General features: G+C 49.1%; 14 protein-coding genes and 4 pseudogenes. 12 read left to right on the forward strand and 6 right to left on the reverse strand.

Features of this window, described 5'->3' with window-relative positions:
- From GEV47_RS18885 to GEV47_RS19895, 3 genes and pseudogenes are all read right to left on the reverse strand, one after another.
- Nucleotides 1-1,599: pseudogene (locus GEV47_RS18885) on the reverse strand (beta strand repeat-containing protein); the annotation flags it as partial.
- Nucleotides 1,600-1,715: 116 nt separating this feature from the next.
- The gene (locus tag GEV47_RS19945) at nucleotides 1,716-1,916 is read right to left on the reverse strand and encodes a hypothetical protein (protein WP_228124813.1); all 201 of its coding nucleotides are present in this window, start codon (nucleotides 1,914-1,916) and stop codon (nucleotides 1,716-1,718) included.
- Nucleotides 1,917-2,016: 100 nt separating this feature from the next.
- A pseudogene (locus tag GEV47_RS19895) lies at nucleotides 2,017-2,127 on the reverse strand (ESPR domain-containing protein); the annotation flags it as partial.
- A 316-nt stretch (nucleotides 2,128-2,443) separates the two neighbouring features.
- Here GEV47_RS19895 and GEV47_RS18890 point away from each other — a divergent pair.
- From GEV47_RS18890 to GEV47_RS18920, 7 genes are all read left to right on the forward strand, one after another.
- Nucleotides 2,444-2,776 carry a hypothetical protein gene (locus GEV47_RS18890; RefSeq protein ID WP_153236357.1) on the forward strand — a complete coding sequence of 111 codons (333 nt, stop codon included), beginning with the start codon at nucleotides 2,444-2,446 and terminating at the stop codon, nucleotides 2,774-2,776.
- Between the two features lie 125 nt (nucleotides 2,777-2,901).
- Nucleotides 2,902-4,242 (forward strand): FAD-dependent oxidoreductase, encoded by a 1,341-nt coding sequence (locus GEV47_RS18895; protein ID WP_322741703.1) that lies wholly within the window; start codon nucleotides 2,902-2,904, stop codon nucleotides 4,240-4,242.
- Nucleotides 4,243-4,281: 39 nt separating this feature from the next.
- Nucleotides 4,282-5,022, forward strand: coding sequence for an enoyl-CoA hydratase/isomerase family protein (locus GEV47_RS18900; protein ID WP_153236358.1), 741 nt, complete (start codon nucleotides 4,282-4,284; stop codon nucleotides 5,020-5,022).
- The gene (locus GEV47_RS18905) at nucleotides 5,019-6,659 is read left to right on the forward strand and encodes an acyl CoA:acetate/3-ketoacid CoA transferase (RefSeq protein ID WP_322741704.1); all 1,641 of its coding nucleotides are present in this window, start codon (nucleotides 5,019-5,021) and stop codon (nucleotides 6,657-6,659) included. The genes GEV47_RS18900 and GEV47_RS18905 overlap by 4 nt, the downstream gene beginning before the upstream one ends.
- Before the next feature lie 195 nt (nucleotides 6,660-6,854).
- Nucleotides 6,855-8,129 carry an MFS transporter gene (locus GEV47_RS18910; protein ID WP_153236369.1) on the forward strand — a complete coding sequence of 425 codons (1,275 nt, stop codon included), beginning with the start codon at nucleotides 6,855-6,857 and terminating at the stop codon, nucleotides 8,127-8,129.
- 152 nt (nucleotides 8,130-8,281) lie between these two features.
- Entirely contained in the window at nucleotides 8,282-9,643 is a 1,362-nt protein-coding gene (locus GEV47_RS18915) for a tetratricopeptide repeat protein (RefSeq protein ID WP_194270717.1), read from the forward strand.
- An 87-nt stretch (nucleotides 9,644-9,730) separates the two neighbouring features.
- Nucleotides 9,731-10,426, forward strand: coding sequence for a GntR family transcriptional regulator (locus GEV47_RS18920; RefSeq protein ID WP_153236361.1), 696 nt, complete (start codon nucleotides 9,731-9,733; stop codon nucleotides 10,424-10,426).
- A 452-nt stretch (nucleotides 10,427-10,878) separates the two neighbouring features.
- On the opposite strand, the gene GEV47_RS18925 is transcribed toward GEV47_RS18920, so the two are convergent.
- Together GEV47_RS18925 and GEV47_RS18930 are read right to left on the reverse strand one after the other, a co-directional pair.
- Entirely contained in the window at nucleotides 10,879-11,196 is a 318-nt protein-coding gene (locus GEV47_RS18925; protein WP_153236362.1) for a hypothetical protein, read from the reverse strand.
- A gap of 336 nt (nucleotides 11,197-11,532) precedes the next feature.
- Nucleotides 11,533-11,961 (reverse strand): tetratricopeptide repeat protein, encoded by a 429-nt coding sequence (locus GEV47_RS18930; protein ID WP_194270718.1) that lies wholly within the window; start codon nucleotides 11,959-11,961, stop codon nucleotides 11,533-11,535.
- Between the two features lie 745 nt (nucleotides 11,962-12,706).
- Between GEV47_RS18930 and GEV47_RS18935 the strand changes: the two genes are divergently transcribed.
- On the forward strand, nucleotides 12,707-14,044 hold the full coding sequence (locus tag GEV47_RS18935; protein WP_153236364.1) for a winged helix-turn-helix domain-containing protein: 1,338 nt from the start codon (nucleotides 12,707-12,709) through the stop codon (nucleotides 14,042-14,044).
- Nucleotides 14,045-14,287: 243 nt separating this feature from the next.
- Here GEV47_RS18935 and GEV47_RS18940 read toward each other — a convergent pair whose 3' ends face one another.
- On the reverse strand, nucleotides 14,288-14,572 hold the full coding sequence (locus GEV47_RS18940) for a hypothetical protein (protein ID WP_153236365.1): 285 nt from the start codon (nucleotides 14,570-14,572) through the stop codon (nucleotides 14,288-14,290).
- 332 nt (nucleotides 14,573-14,904) lie between these two features.
- On the opposite strand from GEV47_RS18940, the gene GEV47_RS18945 reads away from it, so the two are divergent.
- The 4 genes and pseudogenes from GEV47_RS18945 to GEV47_RS18960 form a co-directional block, all read left to right on the forward strand.
- Nucleotides 14,905-15,360 (forward strand): transposase, encoded by a 456-nt coding sequence (locus tag GEV47_RS18945; RefSeq protein WP_228124811.1) that lies wholly within the window; start codon nucleotides 14,905-14,907, stop codon nucleotides 15,358-15,360.
- A gap of 592 nt (nucleotides 15,361-15,952) precedes the next feature.
- Nucleotides 15,953-17,281, forward strand: a complete 1,329-nt coding sequence (locus GEV47_RS18950) for a winged helix-turn-helix domain-containing protein (RefSeq protein ID WP_228124812.1) — start codon at nucleotides 15,953-15,955, stop codon at nucleotides 17,279-17,281.
- Nucleotides 17,282-17,738: 457 nt separating this feature from the next.
- Nucleotides 17,739-17,819, forward strand: a pseudogene (locus GEV47_RS19900) (ESPR domain-containing protein); the annotation flags it as partial.
- 549 nt (nucleotides 17,820-18,368) lie between these two features.
- Nucleotides 18,369-19,547: pseudogene (locus GEV47_RS18960) on the forward strand (ESPR-type extended signal peptide-containing protein); the annotation flags it as partial.

The following is a 19,547-nucleotide window of genomic DNA, read 5'->3' on the forward strand; positions in this document are numbered from 1 at the left end:
CGAGCTCACATTGCTGTTGGTTGTGCTCAGGCCAGTAGACAACGAACCGATATTGCTGGCGTTGGTGCTGATACCAGTCGAAGTCGAAGTCGACAACGAACCGATGTTACTGGCGTTGGTGCTGATGCCGGTCGAAGTTGAAGTCGACAGCGATGTTACGTTGCTGTTGGTTGTGCTCAAGCCCGTAGACAACGAACCGATGTTGCTGGCGTTGGTGCTGATGCCGGTCGAAGTTGAAGTCGACAGCGATGTTACGTCGCTGTTAGTGGTGCTCAAGCCCGTCGACAACGAACCGATATTGCTGGCGTTGGTGCTGATGCCGGTCGAAGTCGAAGTCGACAACGAAGTCACGTTACTGTTGATAGTGCTCAGGCCGGTCGACAGCGAACCGATGTTACTGGCGTTGGTGCTGATACCGGTCGAAGTCGAAGTCGACAACGAGGTCACGTTACTGTTGGTTGTGCTCAGACCGGTCGACAGCGAACCGATATTGCTGGCGTTGGTGCTGATGCCAGTCGAGGTCGAAGTCGACAACGAGGTCACGCTACTGTTGGTTGTGCTCAGGCCAGTGGACAACGAACCGATGTTGCTGGCGTTGGTGCTGATACCGGTCGAAGTCGACGTCGACAACGACGTTACGTTGCTGTTGGTTGTGCTCAGACCGGTCGACAACGAACCGATATTGCTGGCGTTGGTGCTGATGCCGGTCGAAGTTGAAGTCGACAACGAACTCACGTTACTGTTGATAGTGCTCAGGCCGGTCGACAGCGAACCGATGTTACTGGCGTTGGTGCTGATGCCAGTCGAGGTCGAAGTCGACAACGAGGTCACGTTACTGTTGGTTGTGCTCAGGCCAGTGGACAGCGAACCGATGTTGCTGGCGTTGGTGCTGATGCCAGTCGAAGTTGAAGTCGACAGCGAGGTCACGTTGCTGTTGGTTGTACTCAGGCCGGTTGACAGGGAAGTGATGCCAGTCGAAGCCGAGGTCGACAACGAAGTCACGTTGCTATTGGTTGTGCTCAGGCCGGTTGACAACGAACCGATGTTGCTGGCGTTGGTGCTGATGCCGGTCGAAGTCGAAGTCGACAACGAAGTCACGTTACTGTTGATAGTGCTCAGGCCGGTCGACAACGAACCGATATTGCTGGTGTTGGTGCTGATGCCGGTCGAAGTTGAAGTCGACAACGAAGTCACGTTGCTATTGGTTGTGCTCAGACCGGAATACAGTTCGGAGCCATTAACTGCATCGGTTGATGTCGCTGTTATATTGCCTGCCGCCACGTTAGTGATTTGCCGCTCACTGCCTGAAGCTCCAACGCTGACAACACCTGCTGTAGCTGGTGTTGTGCCAGCAAAGCCACTGTAAGTTACCCCACCCACATTAGCTGTCGTGACATTGACTCCGGCTGCAACAACGCTTGCACCAGAACCTAGCGCAACGCTGTTTGCAATCGAAGTAGTAGCATTTGCTCCGATGGCCATGGAATTCGTATTAGATGCTGCTGCGTTATTACCGATAGCTAAAGATGAGGAGCCACTTGCAGACGTACCTCCCATCCCAACCGCAATCGAATCTGTTCCCGTGGCTGTGCCGGTCGCCAAACTGGTGTTCGCCACAAAGTAAGGAATCGTAAATGAACCTGTGACAGTCAGATTATTGATCGTCGCATTCTGGAGATGCGCGGCCGTGTTCACATACAATGTTCCACCGATCGTCATATTGGTCGCATTGGACGTACCGTTGTTAGCGTATGCAAGAATCCTGTTAGTTTGAGTAGCGGCATCGCTGTGACTACAAATAGTGCTGGAACCGTAATAGCCCAATGACGAACTGGAATCATCCGTGCTGCCGCTAGTCCCGAAACCACTGGACGCTCCATAAGATTGGTACTCGGTATCGGAACAAGTCGTGCCATTGCCAACATCAGTAAAAATCCCACCTACATAAGTCTGTGCTGCATGCACTTCGCCACCAAACATCATTCCAAACGCTGCAGCAGTAACCAGATTCCCAACGATCTTTGACTTGCTTTCACTCTTTCCTTTGCCATGACTTTTCACCTGCTCCCCAACAACACACCATTGTCCAGTTGCCTTGCTCCAAATGACCCTGAAGAATTTGTTCATTTTATTTTAATATCCTTATGAAAACCGTTGATTAGAATCAGCGAAAATCCCGAGCTTGACTTTTAGTGAATTTCATTGGGCTTTGGATCCGACCGCTGAAAATTTATTGAAATGAAATCGATCTGTATTGCATCAGCGATCCACGTTAAATATCTGGAAATTATAAATATCGGTTCCGATGAAAAAAGAGTTTCAACAATCGTTCACCAAATCATCATGAGTCCATAAAGATTTGTTGTTTTCACACTGAAAACTAACGGGAAGGGCAAGACCTTGACCAACGTGATTTTTCATTAGGTGAAGCAGGAGTCATGTCGTGAAGAAAAGCAAATTTACCGAGCAGCAAATCGCATTTGCGCTGAAACAGAACGAGCTAGGCACATCGGTAGAGGTGGCCCGTTTGGTTGGACACGAATTTGATTTCGTTAAGTGGAACTTTGCGAATGTAGAGTTATCCACGAGCGCCGCTCGCCGCCCCATGTGCAGGGCAAGAGCGTGCGGCGCGGTGGGTATCCGGCGTACCGTAGCGGTGGATCGCTTCTTGCACGGCTTCGATGCAAAAATCCGTCGTCAACGTCAATCTTCCCGAGTGCCTATTCGTACTTTTCCAAGCGCGGAACGTAACGCCAGGTCCGGCATCAATGAATAAAATTCAGACTTACGTGAATGTCAACATTTTATTTGCGCTTTTATGTTCATTTTCTTGACAGCATTTTTTTTATGCTGTATTAATGTCGACATCTGATATATCAGTTGACGACAAGGCGGTGATAAGTGAAAAATTCAATAGTTGACGTTAGGAAAGTTGAAGATATTCAATGTGATGTATTGGTCATTGGCGGTGGCGCTGCAGGTGTTGCCACCGCGATTACGGCTCGGCGACAGGGGTTACATGTTGTGCTTCTGGAACGATACGGTTTTTGCGGGGGTGGTGCAGTAGCCGGTCTGTCAGGCACCGTATGCGGGTTGTATCTCGCAACTGACCGTGTGGGCGCAAGACCTGAAACGGTTGTTTTCGGTTTCGCTCAAGAATTCTGCAAAGTATTGGAGGAACGAGGCGGACTGGGAGCACCGTTGCGCTATGGGAAAACCTGGACTCGAGTCCATGATCCTTTGGTGTGGCGGGATACAGCGGACACTATGCTCCTTGAAAATGGGGTTCAAGTAATTTATCACGCAGTAGCAATCGGCACTCTTCTTGACGGAAAGGAGCGTGTGGATGGGGTTCAGGCATGGACTAAGCAAGGCCCACTAACTATTCGTGCAAAAATCACGGTGGATGCAAGCGGTGATGCCGATTTGGTTGCAATGGCCGGTCTAGATTGTTTTGTTGGCGACAATGGCCGCGTACAGAATCCGACCATGATTTTTCGTCTACAGGGTGTTGATGTCGAACGCTTCACGGCTGCCTATGGTGATGACACCATTATGGGAGAGGGGGTGTCAGCGCTACTACGCGAACGTCAACTGGCCGGCGATGATCTCCCTCGGACAAAAATCTGGCTTTTCCCAACGACACGCCCCGGTGAGCTGTTGTGCAATTGCACCAGGATCACAGGTACTGATGGGCGCGAACTCAATCCTCTCTTCTATCGTGACTTCACTGAAGCCGAAATCAACGGTCGGCGTCAAACACATTCATATACCCGCTTTTTCATAGATCACGTAATTGGATGCGAAAACGCCTATATCAACGATACAGCCGTTCAGGTTGGCGTACGTCAAACACGTCAAGTTGAAGGTGTTACGAAGTTGATGAATAACGACGTGATCGCAGCGCGAAAATTTTCTGATGGTATTGCACGCTCGCCATGGCCAATTGAATTGCACAGTGGCGCAAAGCCAAAAGTGGAATGGATTCTGGACGATTACTACGAAGTCCCGTACTCCTGTTTCGTCCCTGTACGTGGTGAAGGATTGCTGATTGCCGGCAGATGTTTGTCTGCCGAACATGAAGCGGTTGCGTCAGCACGAGTTACGGCTCAATGCTTTTCATACGGACATGCGATAGGGCATGCCGCAAGCATTGCAGTTCGCAATGGATTGGAGCCGCGCGAGGTAGATCCACAGGAAATACGCAAGGCACTCGAGCTAGACGGTGCGAATTTATTGTAAGACGGTTTATTTGATGAAAGATAAAAGGAGAAATTGATAATGATTATTGAAAATATTGGTCAGGTTCGGCACCTGACATTAAATCGACCTGCACGCCGCAATGCACTGGACAGCAAGTCGATCGAAGAGCTTGCGCATGCGTTGCAAGACGCCGATCGAGATCCGACTGTCCGAGCCATCGTCCTGTCAGGCGCGGCACCGGCTTTCTGCTCCGGCAGCGACCTGAAAGAGCTAAGCACCATGTCGATTCAGGAAATGTGTGACTCTGAACTGGAGACCGCTCAAGTGGCACGATCACTTGCCGGCCTGTCCAAACCGGTGATCGCAGCTGTGGAAGGTTTTGCGCTTGGAGGAGGATTTGTTCTCGCCATTTCTTGCGACATCGTTGTTACTACCTCAAACGCACGTTGGCATCTGCCTGAAGTTCCGAATGGCTGGTTGCCGCCTTGGGGGCTACAGGCATTGCTGGCCCGTGTCGGTCCGGTTCGTGCACGGATGTTGACCTGGGCCGCGGACGCCATCGATGGCAATGAAGCATATCGTCTTGGTGTTGCCGACTATCTGACAAAGCCGGAATGCGCGAATCAGGAAGCGCTCTCTTTGGCGCAACGACTTGCCGCATTGCCGCCTGAAGCCATCACTTCGACCAAACGTTTCTTCGAACCTTTCGTCACTCACGATGGCGAGCGACTCGATCGTTTGGCAACGCAGCACTTTGCCAGCAATTGCGAAGGCGGAACTGCTCAAGCACTTTTATCAAAATTCAAGGTGAAATCGTGACAAAAATTATCTCCGCAGAACAAGCTGTAGCGTCAATCAAGGACGGGCAAACTGTCGCGTCAGTCGGCGTGATAGGCTGGACAGTTCCAGACGCTACACTCGAAGCGCTAGGCAAGCGTTTTCGCGAAACAGGAACACCTCGCAATCTGACTTTTTATTTTCCTTGCGGCACAGGGGATGCCGTCGGAATACGCGGGATGGATCACGTTGCGCAAGAAGGATTGATGAAACGCATTGTTTCAGGCTCTTACATCAATCCGGTAAATCCACATACCGGTAAGCGTCCGGATCTGATGCAATTGATTCAAGAGAACCGTATCGAAGCGTATTCCTGGCCTATCGGCGCATCCATGCATTGGTTGCGCGAAGTCGCGCGCAAGAGTCCTGGTTATATCACTCGGGTTGGGGTCGGCACATACGCAGATCCGGACAACGGCGGCGGGAAGTTCACTAACTGTTGTTCGGACGATCTGATTCAGAAAATACGTCTGAACGACGAAGAATTGTTGTTCTATCCGACCTGGCCGATCGACGTTGCGATTATTCGTGCCAGCAGTGCGGACGAGTTTGGCAATCTTTCATTCGAAGATGAGCCATTGGTATCATCGGGTCTGGCGCTTGCGTTGGCGGCGAAGGCCAGCGGCGGTCGTGTGATTGCGCAAGTCAGAAGAATCGTGGCGCGCGGAGAGCGATCGGCGACGTCCGTGCGCCTGCCAGGCATGCTGGTCGATGCGCTGGTGGTTGAGCCGCACATGATGATGAGTACCGATACGCCATATGACGATGCATATTTGCGCCCTAATGTCGGTCCTTTCTATTTACCTGAAATCCCGTTCGGCCCCGACAAAGTCATTGCTCGACGTGCTGCGTTGGAAGTGCGTAAACATGAACTGTCTATCTTTGGTTTCGGCGCTGCGGCTGACGTTCCGCTGGTGATGGCAGAACAGGGATTGATCGACCCGGAAACCGGTTCTGACGATTACTGGTTCACCACAGAGCACGGTTCCTATGGTGGAATTGTGATGAACGGCTGGCAATTTTCGGCAAATCTTTATCCTCAGGCACTGCTCGATGGCGTTACTCAGTTCGATGTCATTGATGGCGGATTGTGCCGTTTCGCCGCGCTGGCATTTGCTGAATACGATTCACATGGAACGGTCAACGTCAGCAAGTTCGGCAAGGTCAATCCAGGTTCCGGCGGCTTCATCGATATTGCTATGAATGCGCAACGTTTGGTCTTCACCGGTTCGTTTACCACGGGCGGACTCGATATTGCGTATGAGGCAGGACGCATGACGATTCTGAAAGAGGGGAAAGTTAGTAAATTCGTCAACACAGCACAAAGCATTACTTACTCGGTCGGAAAGGGCGTAACTGGCGGGCAAAGTGCGCTGATAGTCACTGAACGTGCCGTTTTCGAAGCGACTCCGCAAGGATTGGTGTTGATCGAAATTGCTCCTGGCGTGGATTTGCAGCGAGACATCCTTGCGCATATGGCGTTTCCGCCACATCGCATTCTTGACCCATTACCACTAATGGATGCCTCGTTATTTGATCCAATGCCGGGGCCAGCCGTTAAGGCTATGGCCAGCAAGGAAAAAGTTGATCTGATCGAAGAAAAAACTGCCGTCGTTTGAAGAAAACATCATAAGACAAATGAAATGTCGAGTGGGAAGCACGGTACTTTCTGGTGGCCGTGCGGTCACCAGAATTACTGAGGAAAATTATCCCTCTCGACTATTACGCGACCCAGGTCGCACAAATAAAATATTTCGGGCCGCATCTCGGTTTCGGAGGAGACAATTTTGAAATATCGTTGGTTCATCGTTTTTATGCTGTTTCTAGCCTGCGTGATCAGTTACCTTGATCGCGCTGCACTTTCAGTCGCAGCTCCTCTGATTGCCAAGGATTTCCATCTGGATCCGGCACATATGGGAATTGTTTTCAGCGCGTTTTTCGTGGGCTATTCGTTGTTCTGCTTTATTGGCGGATTTGCAGCAGATCGCTTTGGTGCCAGGCGTGTTCTGATTGTCGCCATAGGATTCTGGTCGATATTCTGTAGCATGACCGCAATTGCTTCCGGTCTTGTCAGCCTGTTGATTATTCGCGTCGTTTTCGGAGCTGGGGAGGGGCCTTTGGCAACCTGCACCAGCAAGATAATCAGTGCCTGGTTTGATAGGAAAGAACAGACGACTGCAGTTGGATTTGCCAATTCGGGCTTGCAAATAGGCGCAGCTCTTGCAGGGCCAGTGATCGGACTAATGGCAGTCCAATGGGGATGGCGAATTCCATTTGTCATTATCGGCGTCATTGGGATGTTGTGGGTGCTGATGTGGTCGATCTTTTCCTCTGATCGACCAGAGGAGAATCGTTGGGCCCGCAATGCAATGAAGCTTCCCGGTGCGAACGTCAGCTCCAGGAATCTGGCTGCCGCAACACTGACAAGCAAGCCGCTGACCGCATATCTGAAAAGCCCAATCATCCTGGCGACCTCATTAGCCTATTTTGGCTACGCCTATATCCTGTATTTTTTCCTCTCGTGGTTCCCAAGTTATCTCATGATGGAAAGACATCTGAGTCTTGCATCAATGAGCATCGTTAATGTCATTCCCTGGGTTCTTGGGTTCGCAGGAATTGCACTGGGAGGCTTCACTTCGGATCTGATTTTTAAGTGGACAGGAGATGCGCTCAAGTCCCGCAAAATTGTGATTGTGACTGGCTTGCTGGTTGCTGCTGTATGCGTTGCATTAGCGGGTATTGCAAATAGTGTCGGCATGGCAGTTGCATTGATGAGCATCACGGTATTTTTCATGAATCTGACTCTCAGCGTCTATTGGGCCATCATTTTGGACACCGTAGAGCCTGCACGTATGGGCGGCGTCGGTGGATTCATGCACTTGCTTGCTAATACCGCCGGTATCCTGGCTCCCATATTGACGGGTTTTCTTGTGCAGTGGACTAAGGTTTTTACGAGCGCTTTTTTACTCAGTGGAGGGGTCGCTCTGGCCGGGGCTCTTGCCGTGGCATTTTTTGTGCGCTTGCCACAAAAAACGAATGCGTCTTCGGATCATTCGAATGTAGAGCCCACATACCCACTAATGGACTAGAGCACGGATGGCAGTGTGTCTGATTTTTGAGGTTCTTCAAGCTACGTTTATCAGCGATTCGATTGGCGCTATTTCCGGACGCATCATTAATCTGATATTGCAGAATGTATCAAAAGTCACGGCACTTTATACGCAACAGGACGGAGATCAACATGTCGAGATCATTTGATCATGCATGCAATATGGATCCAGTATCGGCAGGTTTCAAGATAGAAGAGAATGGGTTTATCTCTCATAAGGATGCTCTTCTCTATTTGCCGTCAAAGGAACAAGGAGCTTTCCGACTCCTGCTGCGTGCCTGGCCAAAGGCAGTCGCAAAAGATGATTTCGCTCGGGATGTATGGGCAGGACGCATGTCGGATGAAAGCCTCGCGCGCTGCATATCCCAACTGCGGCGTGCACTTTCCGCTATCAGCGGCATACAAATCAATGCGATTTACGGAAGGGGATATAGCTTGACTATTCCTCAACCTGTCGTGAATGCTCCGGAGATTTCTCGACAATCTCTTCAATCTGAAGTTGTCGATACGCGTAAGACTAGCTTTCTATTGGAAGAAACTAGCATTTACGCGCGGCAATTTATCGAGCAGCGTTCACCCGAAGCCATCGATCATGCAGAATCAATAGCCAGAAATATAATTTCCCAGACACCAGATTGCACGTCCTCCAAACTTGTTTTGGCAGAGTGTATTGCGAACAGGATTAATTATGGGATGGAAGTAAAGGTTTCGCTGATTGACGACTGCCTGGAACTGTTAGAGTCTGTTGAGCAGATTGCGCCGCAGACACCGGGGCTAGCATCGCGTATGGGCCATCTTCTTGATTATAAGTGGGATTTCGATCAGGCCCGACTGAGGCATGAACAGGCATTACACATATCGTCTGGCGATGCGTCCACACATTTGTATTATGGCTTGCATCTATTGGCAACAGGTAATTCATCTGAAGCTATTGTTGCGTTTCGTCGTGCACTCGAACTCAATCCATTCTCGTCCTACGTCGCTGTCATGCTCGCCAGCGCGACTGCCCTTGCTAGTGAGGATCCAGCGGATATTGTTGCGCAAGCTCGTAGTACATTCCTGGCTTATCCCGAAGATCCGAAAACATACTTGTATCTACTTTTCGTACTGGCTCGGATTAATCCCCAGCCGGAGGTTGCCCATGGTGCTCGACATTTGATGGCAGACCGCTCGTCATGGGGACGTTCGCCGGGGATGCTTTCCTATATACTCGCACGCTGTGGCGACCGTGCCGGAGCTCTTGAATTCATCGCAATGAATTCGATGGGAAACACCGCTATTCGCACCAAGCATTCTGCAGCCTTAATCGCTTTGGGGCAAGTTGATGAGGCGATGACATTAGTAAAAGAAACTGTCAGTCTCGGATGTGGTTCTTTGCCGACCTTGATGAACGCATTTGAAACGACTGTGCTTAGGCGGCATCCAGAATATCCTGCCGTGCACGCCAGGATATTTGCTCGGATGCCGACATCGACAGCAAAACTCCACGCGTAAATTGGATGAAACGCCAATTTTCCGGCGCCGAATCTGGATTTTATTGAAGCATCAAAGATGCGTGTTGATTCAATGTAAAATGTTGTCATGAAAAATAATCTTCTCGTCAAAAATATTTCCAATACTGAAATAGCAAACGCGCCAGAGCAGCTGTTGACTGATGTGGCATTCACTCAGATCGAAGAAATGATTATCACGCGGCGGCTTCCTCCCGGATCGATGATCTCGGAAGTGCAGCTCTCTGTTGAGCTGGGAATGGGGCGAACGCCAATCCGCGAGGCTCTCCAGCGCTTGCGTCAAATTGGTTTTGTAGAAATGCTTCCGCGTCGCGGCACGCTTGTTTCTGGAATCGATATTCGTCAGCAGCTGGAATTGTTGGAAGTGCGGCGCCCGCTAGAGGAGCTGGTGGTGAGATGTGCTGCTTTGCGAGCGACATCGGAGGAGCGTGCCCATCTCCGCGTACTCGCTCAACGAATGACCGACGCCGCAGCGCAAGAAAATATGGACGAGTGGATTCGAATAGGGCGCGAGATCCATGAGGCGGAGGTTGGGGCAACTCACAACAGTATGTTGATTGCGAGTATGAGGTCAATTCACGCACAGTCAAGACGGTTCTGGTACTTCCACATTGGACAGAATCTATTATATGTAGAAGGCGCGCAACTCCATGGTCAAGTCCTGAACGCAATTGCGCAAGGCGATGTCGATGGCGCGGTATCCGCCGCGTATGAACTGATGCAGTTCATCGAGAGATTTACTCGTTCTGCGCTCGATACTTTCTAATCATCAGGTATTATTTGTGTGATTCGCAGACATCATTTCAATTTTCTCAGCGCTAATTCAGGATGATAATTTTGTATTTGAATACGTTCTTTTGATGACTTGTACTTAGCTTCAACGTCCTCCTGAAGCAACGCTTTGTCAGCCATCTCGGTAAGTCGCTCAATAGGCATCTTACCGCCCAAAGATCTATGAGGGCGATCCTAGTTGTAATAATTCTGCCACTACGCTAATAAGTTGTGAAGCCGCACATCTTTGAGATTAACCGTCGAATAAAAGTCATCTAAGTCTGTCCGCTGAGACCGCTTCACCTTGCCATTTAAGTGCAGTGACGCAAACTTAAATGCCTTAAATGCCTTAAATTCAATACCCCATTCCAGTAGCCATTCCTGAAATTTTGTAGCGAAGAGTTCGCCTCCTCGATCAGTTTGAACTCGTTCAATAGAAAGTGGGCTTCAATTTTCTTTAGGTTTGTTATACACCGTACCGATACGGAATTTTTTGCGACGATCTCCTAACAGGGAACGTAATTCAGCGATTGTCAGTTCGCTCTCCTCGTGCATCCGGATCAGCATTGCTGCTCCCACAGGCGATTGACGATGACGAATTTTACTGATTGCTGTTTGAGTAACTGAAAGAATGCGACTCAATGCAGCATCATTTTTTAATCCTAGCTTTTCGATCAATGCGTCCAACAGATGGGCTGGATCATAAGTTTCCGGTTCATGAAGTTCTTTGATGATCGAGGCGCTGGGGATAGTAGCAATTTTCATGGTCGATTAATTTTGTATTTGAGCGAAAGAGGAAACGTCAAGCATTTCGTTTGCAACGTCCAAATGGATCATGGCTGTGAAGGAACGTTGCCAGCATTTGCGACAGCAATTTCAGCAAAGCCCATTTTTATCGTCGTCATGGAAACTCCATACTTATTGGCTAATATTCTTATCATGCTGAATTAGCGCCGAGAAAATTGAATGATGCCTGCGAATCACACATATTATTTGACCTATGTCAGCTTAAGCCAGGCCGATAGCTTAAATGCGTATTTGTAGATGGTAATGGAAGCATGTCGTCCCAGATAAACCGGGTCGAGCGGATTTTCAGTTTTTTTAATGAGATTTTGAAGCAAGAATAGTGGCAGCACGTTTTTCCATGGAGTCAGCATTTTGACGGTATACCAAGGCCAGCTGACTGAGCGTGTTGGCGACATCCTTATTATCCTTGCCAAGTACCTTCTCCTTAATCGCCAGCGCACGCTGGAGAAACAGCTCTGCCTCCGTGTATTGTTTTTGGGTGGAATATAACCACGCAAGATTACTCATTATTGCCGCCATATCCAAAGGGAGCGGGGCGGCTGTTCCCTGGAGAACCTGGAGCGCCGTCTTTTCCGTAGCGATGGCAGCGGTAAACTGTCCTTGCTGGCTTTGCGCCACGGCCTTGCTATTTAAGCTTCCCCAGCTATCATCTTGTGCGTATGCCTGGATGCTCCCGCCTAATGCCAGCACAACCAGCAGCAGTGATTTCGTCAATATTTTCATAAATTTATCAGCTCTTTCAACATTCATTCATTGCAAACCAGTCGTATTTTTAACCGCTCTAACGGCGCGTGTCTTGAAGCATGGATATAGCACGCTTGTATCGCCTCCCGGAAAACCGGCCTCGTATAGTTCATTAAAAATGTGCGGTCTGAATCGTCTATGATCGTTTTCATACTATCCACGCCGCGCACTAACGAAGTGATTCATTCTAAAGTTCAAGATGCCATCAGTCGATTGGTTTGTGCGCGCTTTCACAATGATTAAGGGTTTCATCATAGTTTGGTAATACTTCGTATTTTTCGTTACACATTTGGTGAGTTCTGCGGCTTTTCTAAAATGGAAGGCGTGTATTCCCGTTGCAGAAATCAATTCTGATTTTTATCCTTCCTTTCGCTCGCCAATGCTGCGAGTGAGCAGTTTGCTCATGCTTTTCCATGAATAGATTACCTTCCCGTCCATGCTTGCTGATTGAGCGGAATTTTCTTGCGCGAATCATCAGCGCGACCTTGCTCCGTTGCCGCGAATACCGCAATTTTTTAGTCTCACTAACAATCATCGTACGCCTGAAGATAACGCAAGAATTGTGGTTGTTCATCCTGAGAATGACTTCGAGGGGAATTCAGCTATCTTACAAACTCCACGGGGAAATGTAACAATTGGTATTGAATAGTAGATAGAATATGAGTGACGTAAACTTGCCTGGCGATGATTGTAAAAAACGCATGAAATATTTTGGATCGCTGAAATGCATAACTCATTAGGCACACTTGCCGATATAGATCCTGTATCAGCCGGATTCACTATAGACAGGGATGGCTTTGTTTCTTACAAAGACTCACTTCTCTTTTTACCCCCCAAGGAACGCGGGGCCTTTCGCCTGCTGTTAAATGCTTGGCCGAAAGTCGTTTCAAAAGATGATTTTTCAAAAAATGTCTGGGTAGGGCGCATGTCAGATGAAAGTCTGGCACGCTGTATTGCGCAACTACGTCGAGCTCTCTCCAATCTTGGCGTAGTGCAGATTGATTCCTTTTATGGTCAAGGCTATCGTTTGGCGATTTTGGCGGATAAAGTGCGACGATTATCGCTTGTGCCAGCAATGGTTCATTCCCCCCAGAAATCCGATGTGGCAAAGCCGCATGCCGCACTAGTCGAGGCTTGCATCCACGCTCGGCAATTGCTTGAACGTCGTTCGCCGGATGCCTTTTCCCAAGCTGAAGCTATAATCAAAAATGTCATCTCCAAGGCCCCCAACTATATGGTGGCCAAACTGTTGCTCGCACAATACATAGCCGAGCGCGCATTTTTCGATGGGAATATACAGCGTTCACAAATCGACGATGCTCTTGGCGAATTAAGATCCGTTCAAGATGCCGAACCCTATTTGCAAGGCCTGCAATCAGTGACAGGCTACCTTCTTGATTGCAAGTGGCATTTCGATGAGGCTAGGGTGGCGCACGAACAGGCGTTGCAAATGTCTCCGGACGATGACGTTGCCTATTATCATTATGGCTTTCATCTAATATATACTAATGCATCACCCGCGGCCGTCGACGCTATGCGTTCTGCCGTTCAGCGCAACCCATTCTCGCCAAATATAGCCGTCGGACTGGTACGCGCCTGTGCTTGCGCAAATATGGATCCGGCTGAAGTACTTGCCCAAGCGCGAAGCGCATATTCATCTCATCCGGATAGTCCTGCGATTTACGTGAATCTACTCTATACGCTAGCGTGGGTGGATCCGCAGCCGGAAATCGCCCATGCCGCACGTCATTTCGTGCAAAAGAACCGCTATGCGCACGCCCTCACGTCCAGAGCCGTAGCATACATACTTGCGCGTTGCGGTGATCACGCAGGAGCGCTGGAAATCATTGAAAAGCATAGCAGTATTCATGGGATACATCTGGCGGCGTTAACTGCCATGGGAATGCTTGACGAAGCGATGACGAAAGTGAAAGTCGCAGCTGAGACCGGATTTGGCGTCTTGCCTTTTTCACTCAGCGTGCCGGAATGCGCAGCGCTGAAAGAGCATCCAGATTACGCCCAGGTCCACGCTAAGGTATTTGGCCGGATGCCCGCGGAATAAATAACAGCGCAACTGAAGAAAATTGACGTCGCATTATCCCGCGCTCTCAGATCATGGAGCTGGCTTGGTGATTGATGTATTTCCCGTGCTCATGGCTGGTTGTAACCGATAGCCGACTGCTCCCATCCGACGCTGGGGAACAGTGCGAGGGCAATGACCAGCGTCATGATGAGTCACGGTCGAATTTTTCAATATGCCTTTACCGTAACGAGCGATGCCCCTGGTTTTCAGTGGAGCGGAAAATCAAGGTGCCTCAATAACGATCAGCGATGCCGCATAGTCGAGGGCTTTTCTGTAAGCCGGCAGGCTTGAATGCGTGAGATGACTCAACGCCACTAATCTATTTTTGAAAGCCAAAAGATTGAATTCGGGATCTCCTGTTTTTTCCAGAATCAGATAGCGGCAAACCTCGTTGATCACGGCATGCACCTGGCCGATAGTATTCATGCCGTAAAGCGTAAGCGCTGCCAAGCTCATGATTTTATCGATGCATTCATCGAGCACTTTGTCGTCGAAGATCATTTCCATATAATTTATGCGGCATGGTGGTTAATGAAATCATCTTAGGGATCAAGTTGCCATCAGTCCATTGCTTTGTACGATCTTTCACAATGGTTATCAATTTCAATATTTTTTGGTAATGTTTTGTACTCTTCGGCAAATATTTGGTGCATTTTTTTATTTCCGCAGACACCACGCGCACCACGTTGAAGGCGGAACTTCATCAATGGTTACGTCTTCTTGATGATTTAGTTAATCATTGTTTTTGTATGTTACACGACGAAAATAATCATCTATATTACATTCAGTGCTGACCGCTTGAAGGTTGGTTTATCTCTCTTATGTAATAGGTGCCAGTCATGATTCTTCGGGATGATCAGTGGGAAAAATTGGAGCCGCTAATGCTTGGCGGAAAAGGCGGTCCTGGAATAGAAGGGCGTGATAATCGGTTATTTATCGAAGCAATACTTTGGCATATCTCAGGCCAATGCGGATGGAGCGAATTGCCATCTGAATTCGGAAAATGGACTGCCATCTATATGCGATTCAAGCGTTGGAACGAAAGTGGTTATTGGCATCGAATTGTTGAAGATCTGACGGTTGAAGATCTGAACTACGACAAAGAACTGTCTGGCGTAATGAAGCGCATTGCTGCATATGCCGATAAGCAGACGCAAAGTACGGTGAGAAGAAAAGCCAGGGCAGCTGAACGTGTGGCTTATAAAGCATCGATAACTCATATTGAAAAAGAAACGGGAGCGCCCAACGATAATGAATCAGATAGTCATTGGCTGTCGCTGGTGGGCGCCAATTGAATAATGCTGATGTGAAAATTTTTAGCCAAAATGAAGAGACATTACCTATGTTGTTAATGCGGAAAAATCGGAAGAGATATTGGCGGCCGATTTTCAATGCACCGATGAGGACGATAGCGCCAGCATTCATGTATATACGAATACAAAAAAGTACGACACTGTCGCAAAAAAGAAAGTCGATGCGCGTTGAGTGCTTGAAGATGCTTTGGAAAAAAATCAAGCAACGCCAGGCTGAGTGGAACGCCGGATAGAAGCAGAAGCGGAAAGCACATACTCAATGATTACGGCTTCATGATGATTTTGTAAGCTAGTGTTTATTGTCGCTACAAAGGTTCAAAGTGCCTATAGCATTAGCCAGGATTTCGATAGCGCTTGGAGAGAAAAAACGCTTCTCAAGCCAAGTCTGTTTGGGAAAAGGACTGCAGGCAAAGCTGTTTTAAATAATAAATCCTGTGAGGCCGATCCCGGAATGAAACTGCCGGGCAGTTAGAGATAAAGATAAAGCAATAGTTGTTCTCGAATATTATAAGAAAAGAAAATGCAGCACTGGCATCGGAAAACGTCAAGCATCGCTCCCGCATCTGTTGGACTTATGGTCGACCAATACGGATTTGTGGTTTATAAAAATTCGATACTCGATTTGCCGCCTAAGGAGAGGGGGGCATTAAGTCTTTTACTTCACGCATGGCCGAAGTCGGTTTCAAAAAAAGACTTTGCTCTGCATGTATGGAATGGGCGGATGTCTAACGAAAGTCTTGCGCGTTGCATGGCGCAGCTGCGGCGGGTGCTTTCGGATATCGGTATCGTAAAAATTGATTCATTGTATGGGCTCGGATATCGCCTGACCATTGAGCAAGATAGCGTTGATATTCCTGCTCAGTTGCCGTTGGATCACAGTCGACAATCCGGCACGATAATGGTGGAACCAGCAATAATGGCTGCGTGTATCTACGCGCAGCAAGTTCTCCAGAGTCATTCGCCGGCGGCGTATAACCAGGTGGAATCCATCATCAAAGGTGTGGTCGCGCAAGTTCCTGACTACGCTCCCGCGCAGCTGGTACTGGTGCAGTGCATGGCTAACATGGTGAGTAGTGGCGTGTCAGGCGGCTTGCCAGTGATTGACGAAGCGCTGAAAATACTGGCATCGATTGAGCACATAGAGCCTGGTGCATCGAATTTGCAGTCACAAAAGGCTAATCTTCTTGACTGCAAGTGGCAGTTCAATGAAGCTCGGCACATACATGAAGAAGCGTTGCGACTGTCGCCGGAAAATTCTGTCACGCATTTTTATTACGGCTTGCATTTGCTCTCCACAGGCGCGCCTGCCGACGCCGTCACGGCGTTTCGCTCCGCTGTCGAACTGAATCCTTTTTCAGCTGAGCAGGCTATCATGCATGCGCGGTCCCTGGCCGCTGCCGGTGCAAGCGTCATTGATATAGTCGGGCATGCGCGCGAGGTATACCGCATCCATCCAGGCAACCAGCAAGTCTATCTATATTTGCTGGGCATGCTGGCTTTTTCAGACCCTCAGCCGGAGCTGGCCCATGCCGCGCGGCAGATGATCTTGAGCCGCACCTCATGGATCTACGCTGCGGGCACCATCTCATACGTGCTTGCGCAATGCGGCGACAGAGATGGCGCTTTAGAACTAATTGCCGCACAGGCAACGGCCAGCATCAACATTCGCGTAACGCATCTGGCGGCCTTGATTGCCCTCGATCTGGTTGACGAAGCGGCGCTTAGCGTGAAAGAGGCTGCGCAAGCCGGGTGTGGCCATTTGCCGATTTTGTTGAATTTCATTGAAAATTCCGGGTTTAAGAAGCATCCAGAATATCCCTCCATTCTGACGCGCATATTTTCACATCAGCCGCTATCACAATATGTGATTCCCGAGTCATCCGTGATTGTCGAGAGTGCCTGAAACCATGGTACGAGTGACCATTTTTGTCGACGGTTAAATTGTTTAACTATTGTAAGTCAGTGAAATTTATAACGCGACTCTAGCGGTCTTTTCAGGTCGCTAAGCAAATTTCCAAAAAATCCTTCCCAGCGTATCCGAAGTTGTTTTTTTTGCAAAACGCATTTGCTTTTTGCATTGCGCTTCCGATGTTGTTGTTTTATTCAATGGACTGTTTTCTTGTTTTTCACAATGCAAAAACAACAAATCCTTACGCCTTCCTGATGGTTTCGTTAAGCATTGTTTAGCGAGGTCGCCGCGCAAAAAAAATCGCCTACATTATCAACAATTGAATGTGTAACCCACGGATTTGGCGGTTCATGAAGCGATTATCCTGATTTCGTCAAAACAGATATAGGAGCTTATGTCGAGCGGATTTCACGTGCACGAGTTGAATTGATAATTTAGCGGAATTATAAAAATGAATAAAATATATCGAACCATCTGGAGTAAAGCCAAGGGAGACTACTGCGTAGTTGGCGAGTTGGCTAAGAGCGGTGGCAAAGGGAAGACAAATCTTTTTGGATCGCAGGCCGTTAAATTACCCTATGCGACGGAGCCGGGTTTTCTTGTGAGGCCGATTGTTAGCGGCGTTATAGCTTTCGTTCTTCTAGGAGGTATATCGAATATAGCTTTCGCCGGCTTCATTGGTAACTGCGATGGTACAACAGCTGCTTCTGGTAACAATGTATATTTCAACGGGGCAAGTAATGGGACCGGTTCGACTGCTTGGAACTTGGCATCCGCTGCTACTGGGATAGCGAACTGTGGTTATAGTAGTGCCGCTAATACGGGCATAGTTTTGGCAGAGTCCCCGAGTGGCTTTAATACTCCAGGTCTTGCATACATGTTGGTTGGGCAGACCGGGATAAACGCTGTTGGAGTCATTACACTTTTCGCCCCGTCAGGTATAAATTTAAATGGCAACACAGCTGTGACCGGGACGCTTTCCAGTAGCGGCCTTGCGACATTTTCCAGCGGAGCTAGCCTAGCGAACAATAAGCTTACTAATGTCCTGGCAGGTACCGCCCTGACTGACGGCGTAAATTTCAGTCAGTTGAGTTCGTTATCGACAGCGACATCGACTGGCTTGAGCACGACCAACAGCAATGTGACGTCGCTGTCGACTTCGACATCAACTGGCATTACTTCGCTGTCAACGGGTTTGAGCACCACTAACAGCAACGTAACGTCGCTGTCGACCTCGGCATCGACCGGTATCACTTCATTGTCGACTGGCTTGAGTACGACCAACAGTAATGTGACGTCATTGTCGACTTCGGCATCAACTGGCATTACGTCGCTGTCAACGGGTTTGAGCACCACTAACAGCAACGTAACGTCGCTATCGACCTCGGCATCGACCGGTATCACTTCATTGTCGACTGGCTTGAGTACGACCAACAGTAATGTGACGTCGTTGTCGACTGGCCTGAGCGCCACCAACAGCAACGTGACTTCGCTATCGACCGGTATCACATCGCTGTCAACGGGTTTAAGCGCCACTAACAGCAACGTAACGTCGCTGTCGAGCTCGACTTCGACCGGCATCACATCGTTGTCCACTGGTCTGAGTTCCACCAACAGCAACGTGACCTCGCTGTCGACCTCGGCATCGACTGGCATCACGTCACTGTCAACTGGTTTGAGCACAACCAACAGTAATGTGACATCGCTATCGACGGGCCTGAGCGCCACCAACAGCAACGTAACGTCGCTGTCGAGCTCGACTTCGACCGGTATCTCCTCGCTGTCAACGGGTTTGAGCGCAACCAACAGCAATGTGACTTCGTTATCGACCGGTGTCACGTCGCTGTCAACGGGCTTGAGCACTGCTAACAGCAATGTGACCTCGTTGTCAACTTCGGCGTCGACTGGCATCACATCACTGTCAACTGGTTTGAGCACAACCAACAGCAATGTGACATCGCTGTCGACGGGTCTGAGCGCCACCAACAGCAACGTAACGTCGCTGTCGAGCTCGACTTCGACCGGTATCACCTCGCTGTCAACGGGTTTGAGCACCGCTAACAGCAATGTGACCTCGCTGTCGACTTCGGCGTCGACTGGCATCACTTCACTGTCAACTGGCTTAAGCACTACCAACAGCAACGTGACTTCGCTATCGACCGGTATCACGTCGCTGTCGACTGGCATGAGTACGTTCAGCAGCAATGTGACATCGTTGTCGACCGGTCTGAGCACGACGAATAGCAATGTGACGTCGCTG

This window comes from Glaciimonas soli (genome assembly GCF_009497155.1).
GTDB classification, from domain to species: Bacteria; Pseudomonadota; Gammaproteobacteria; order Burkholderiales; family Burkholderiaceae_D; genus Glaciimonas; species Glaciimonas soli.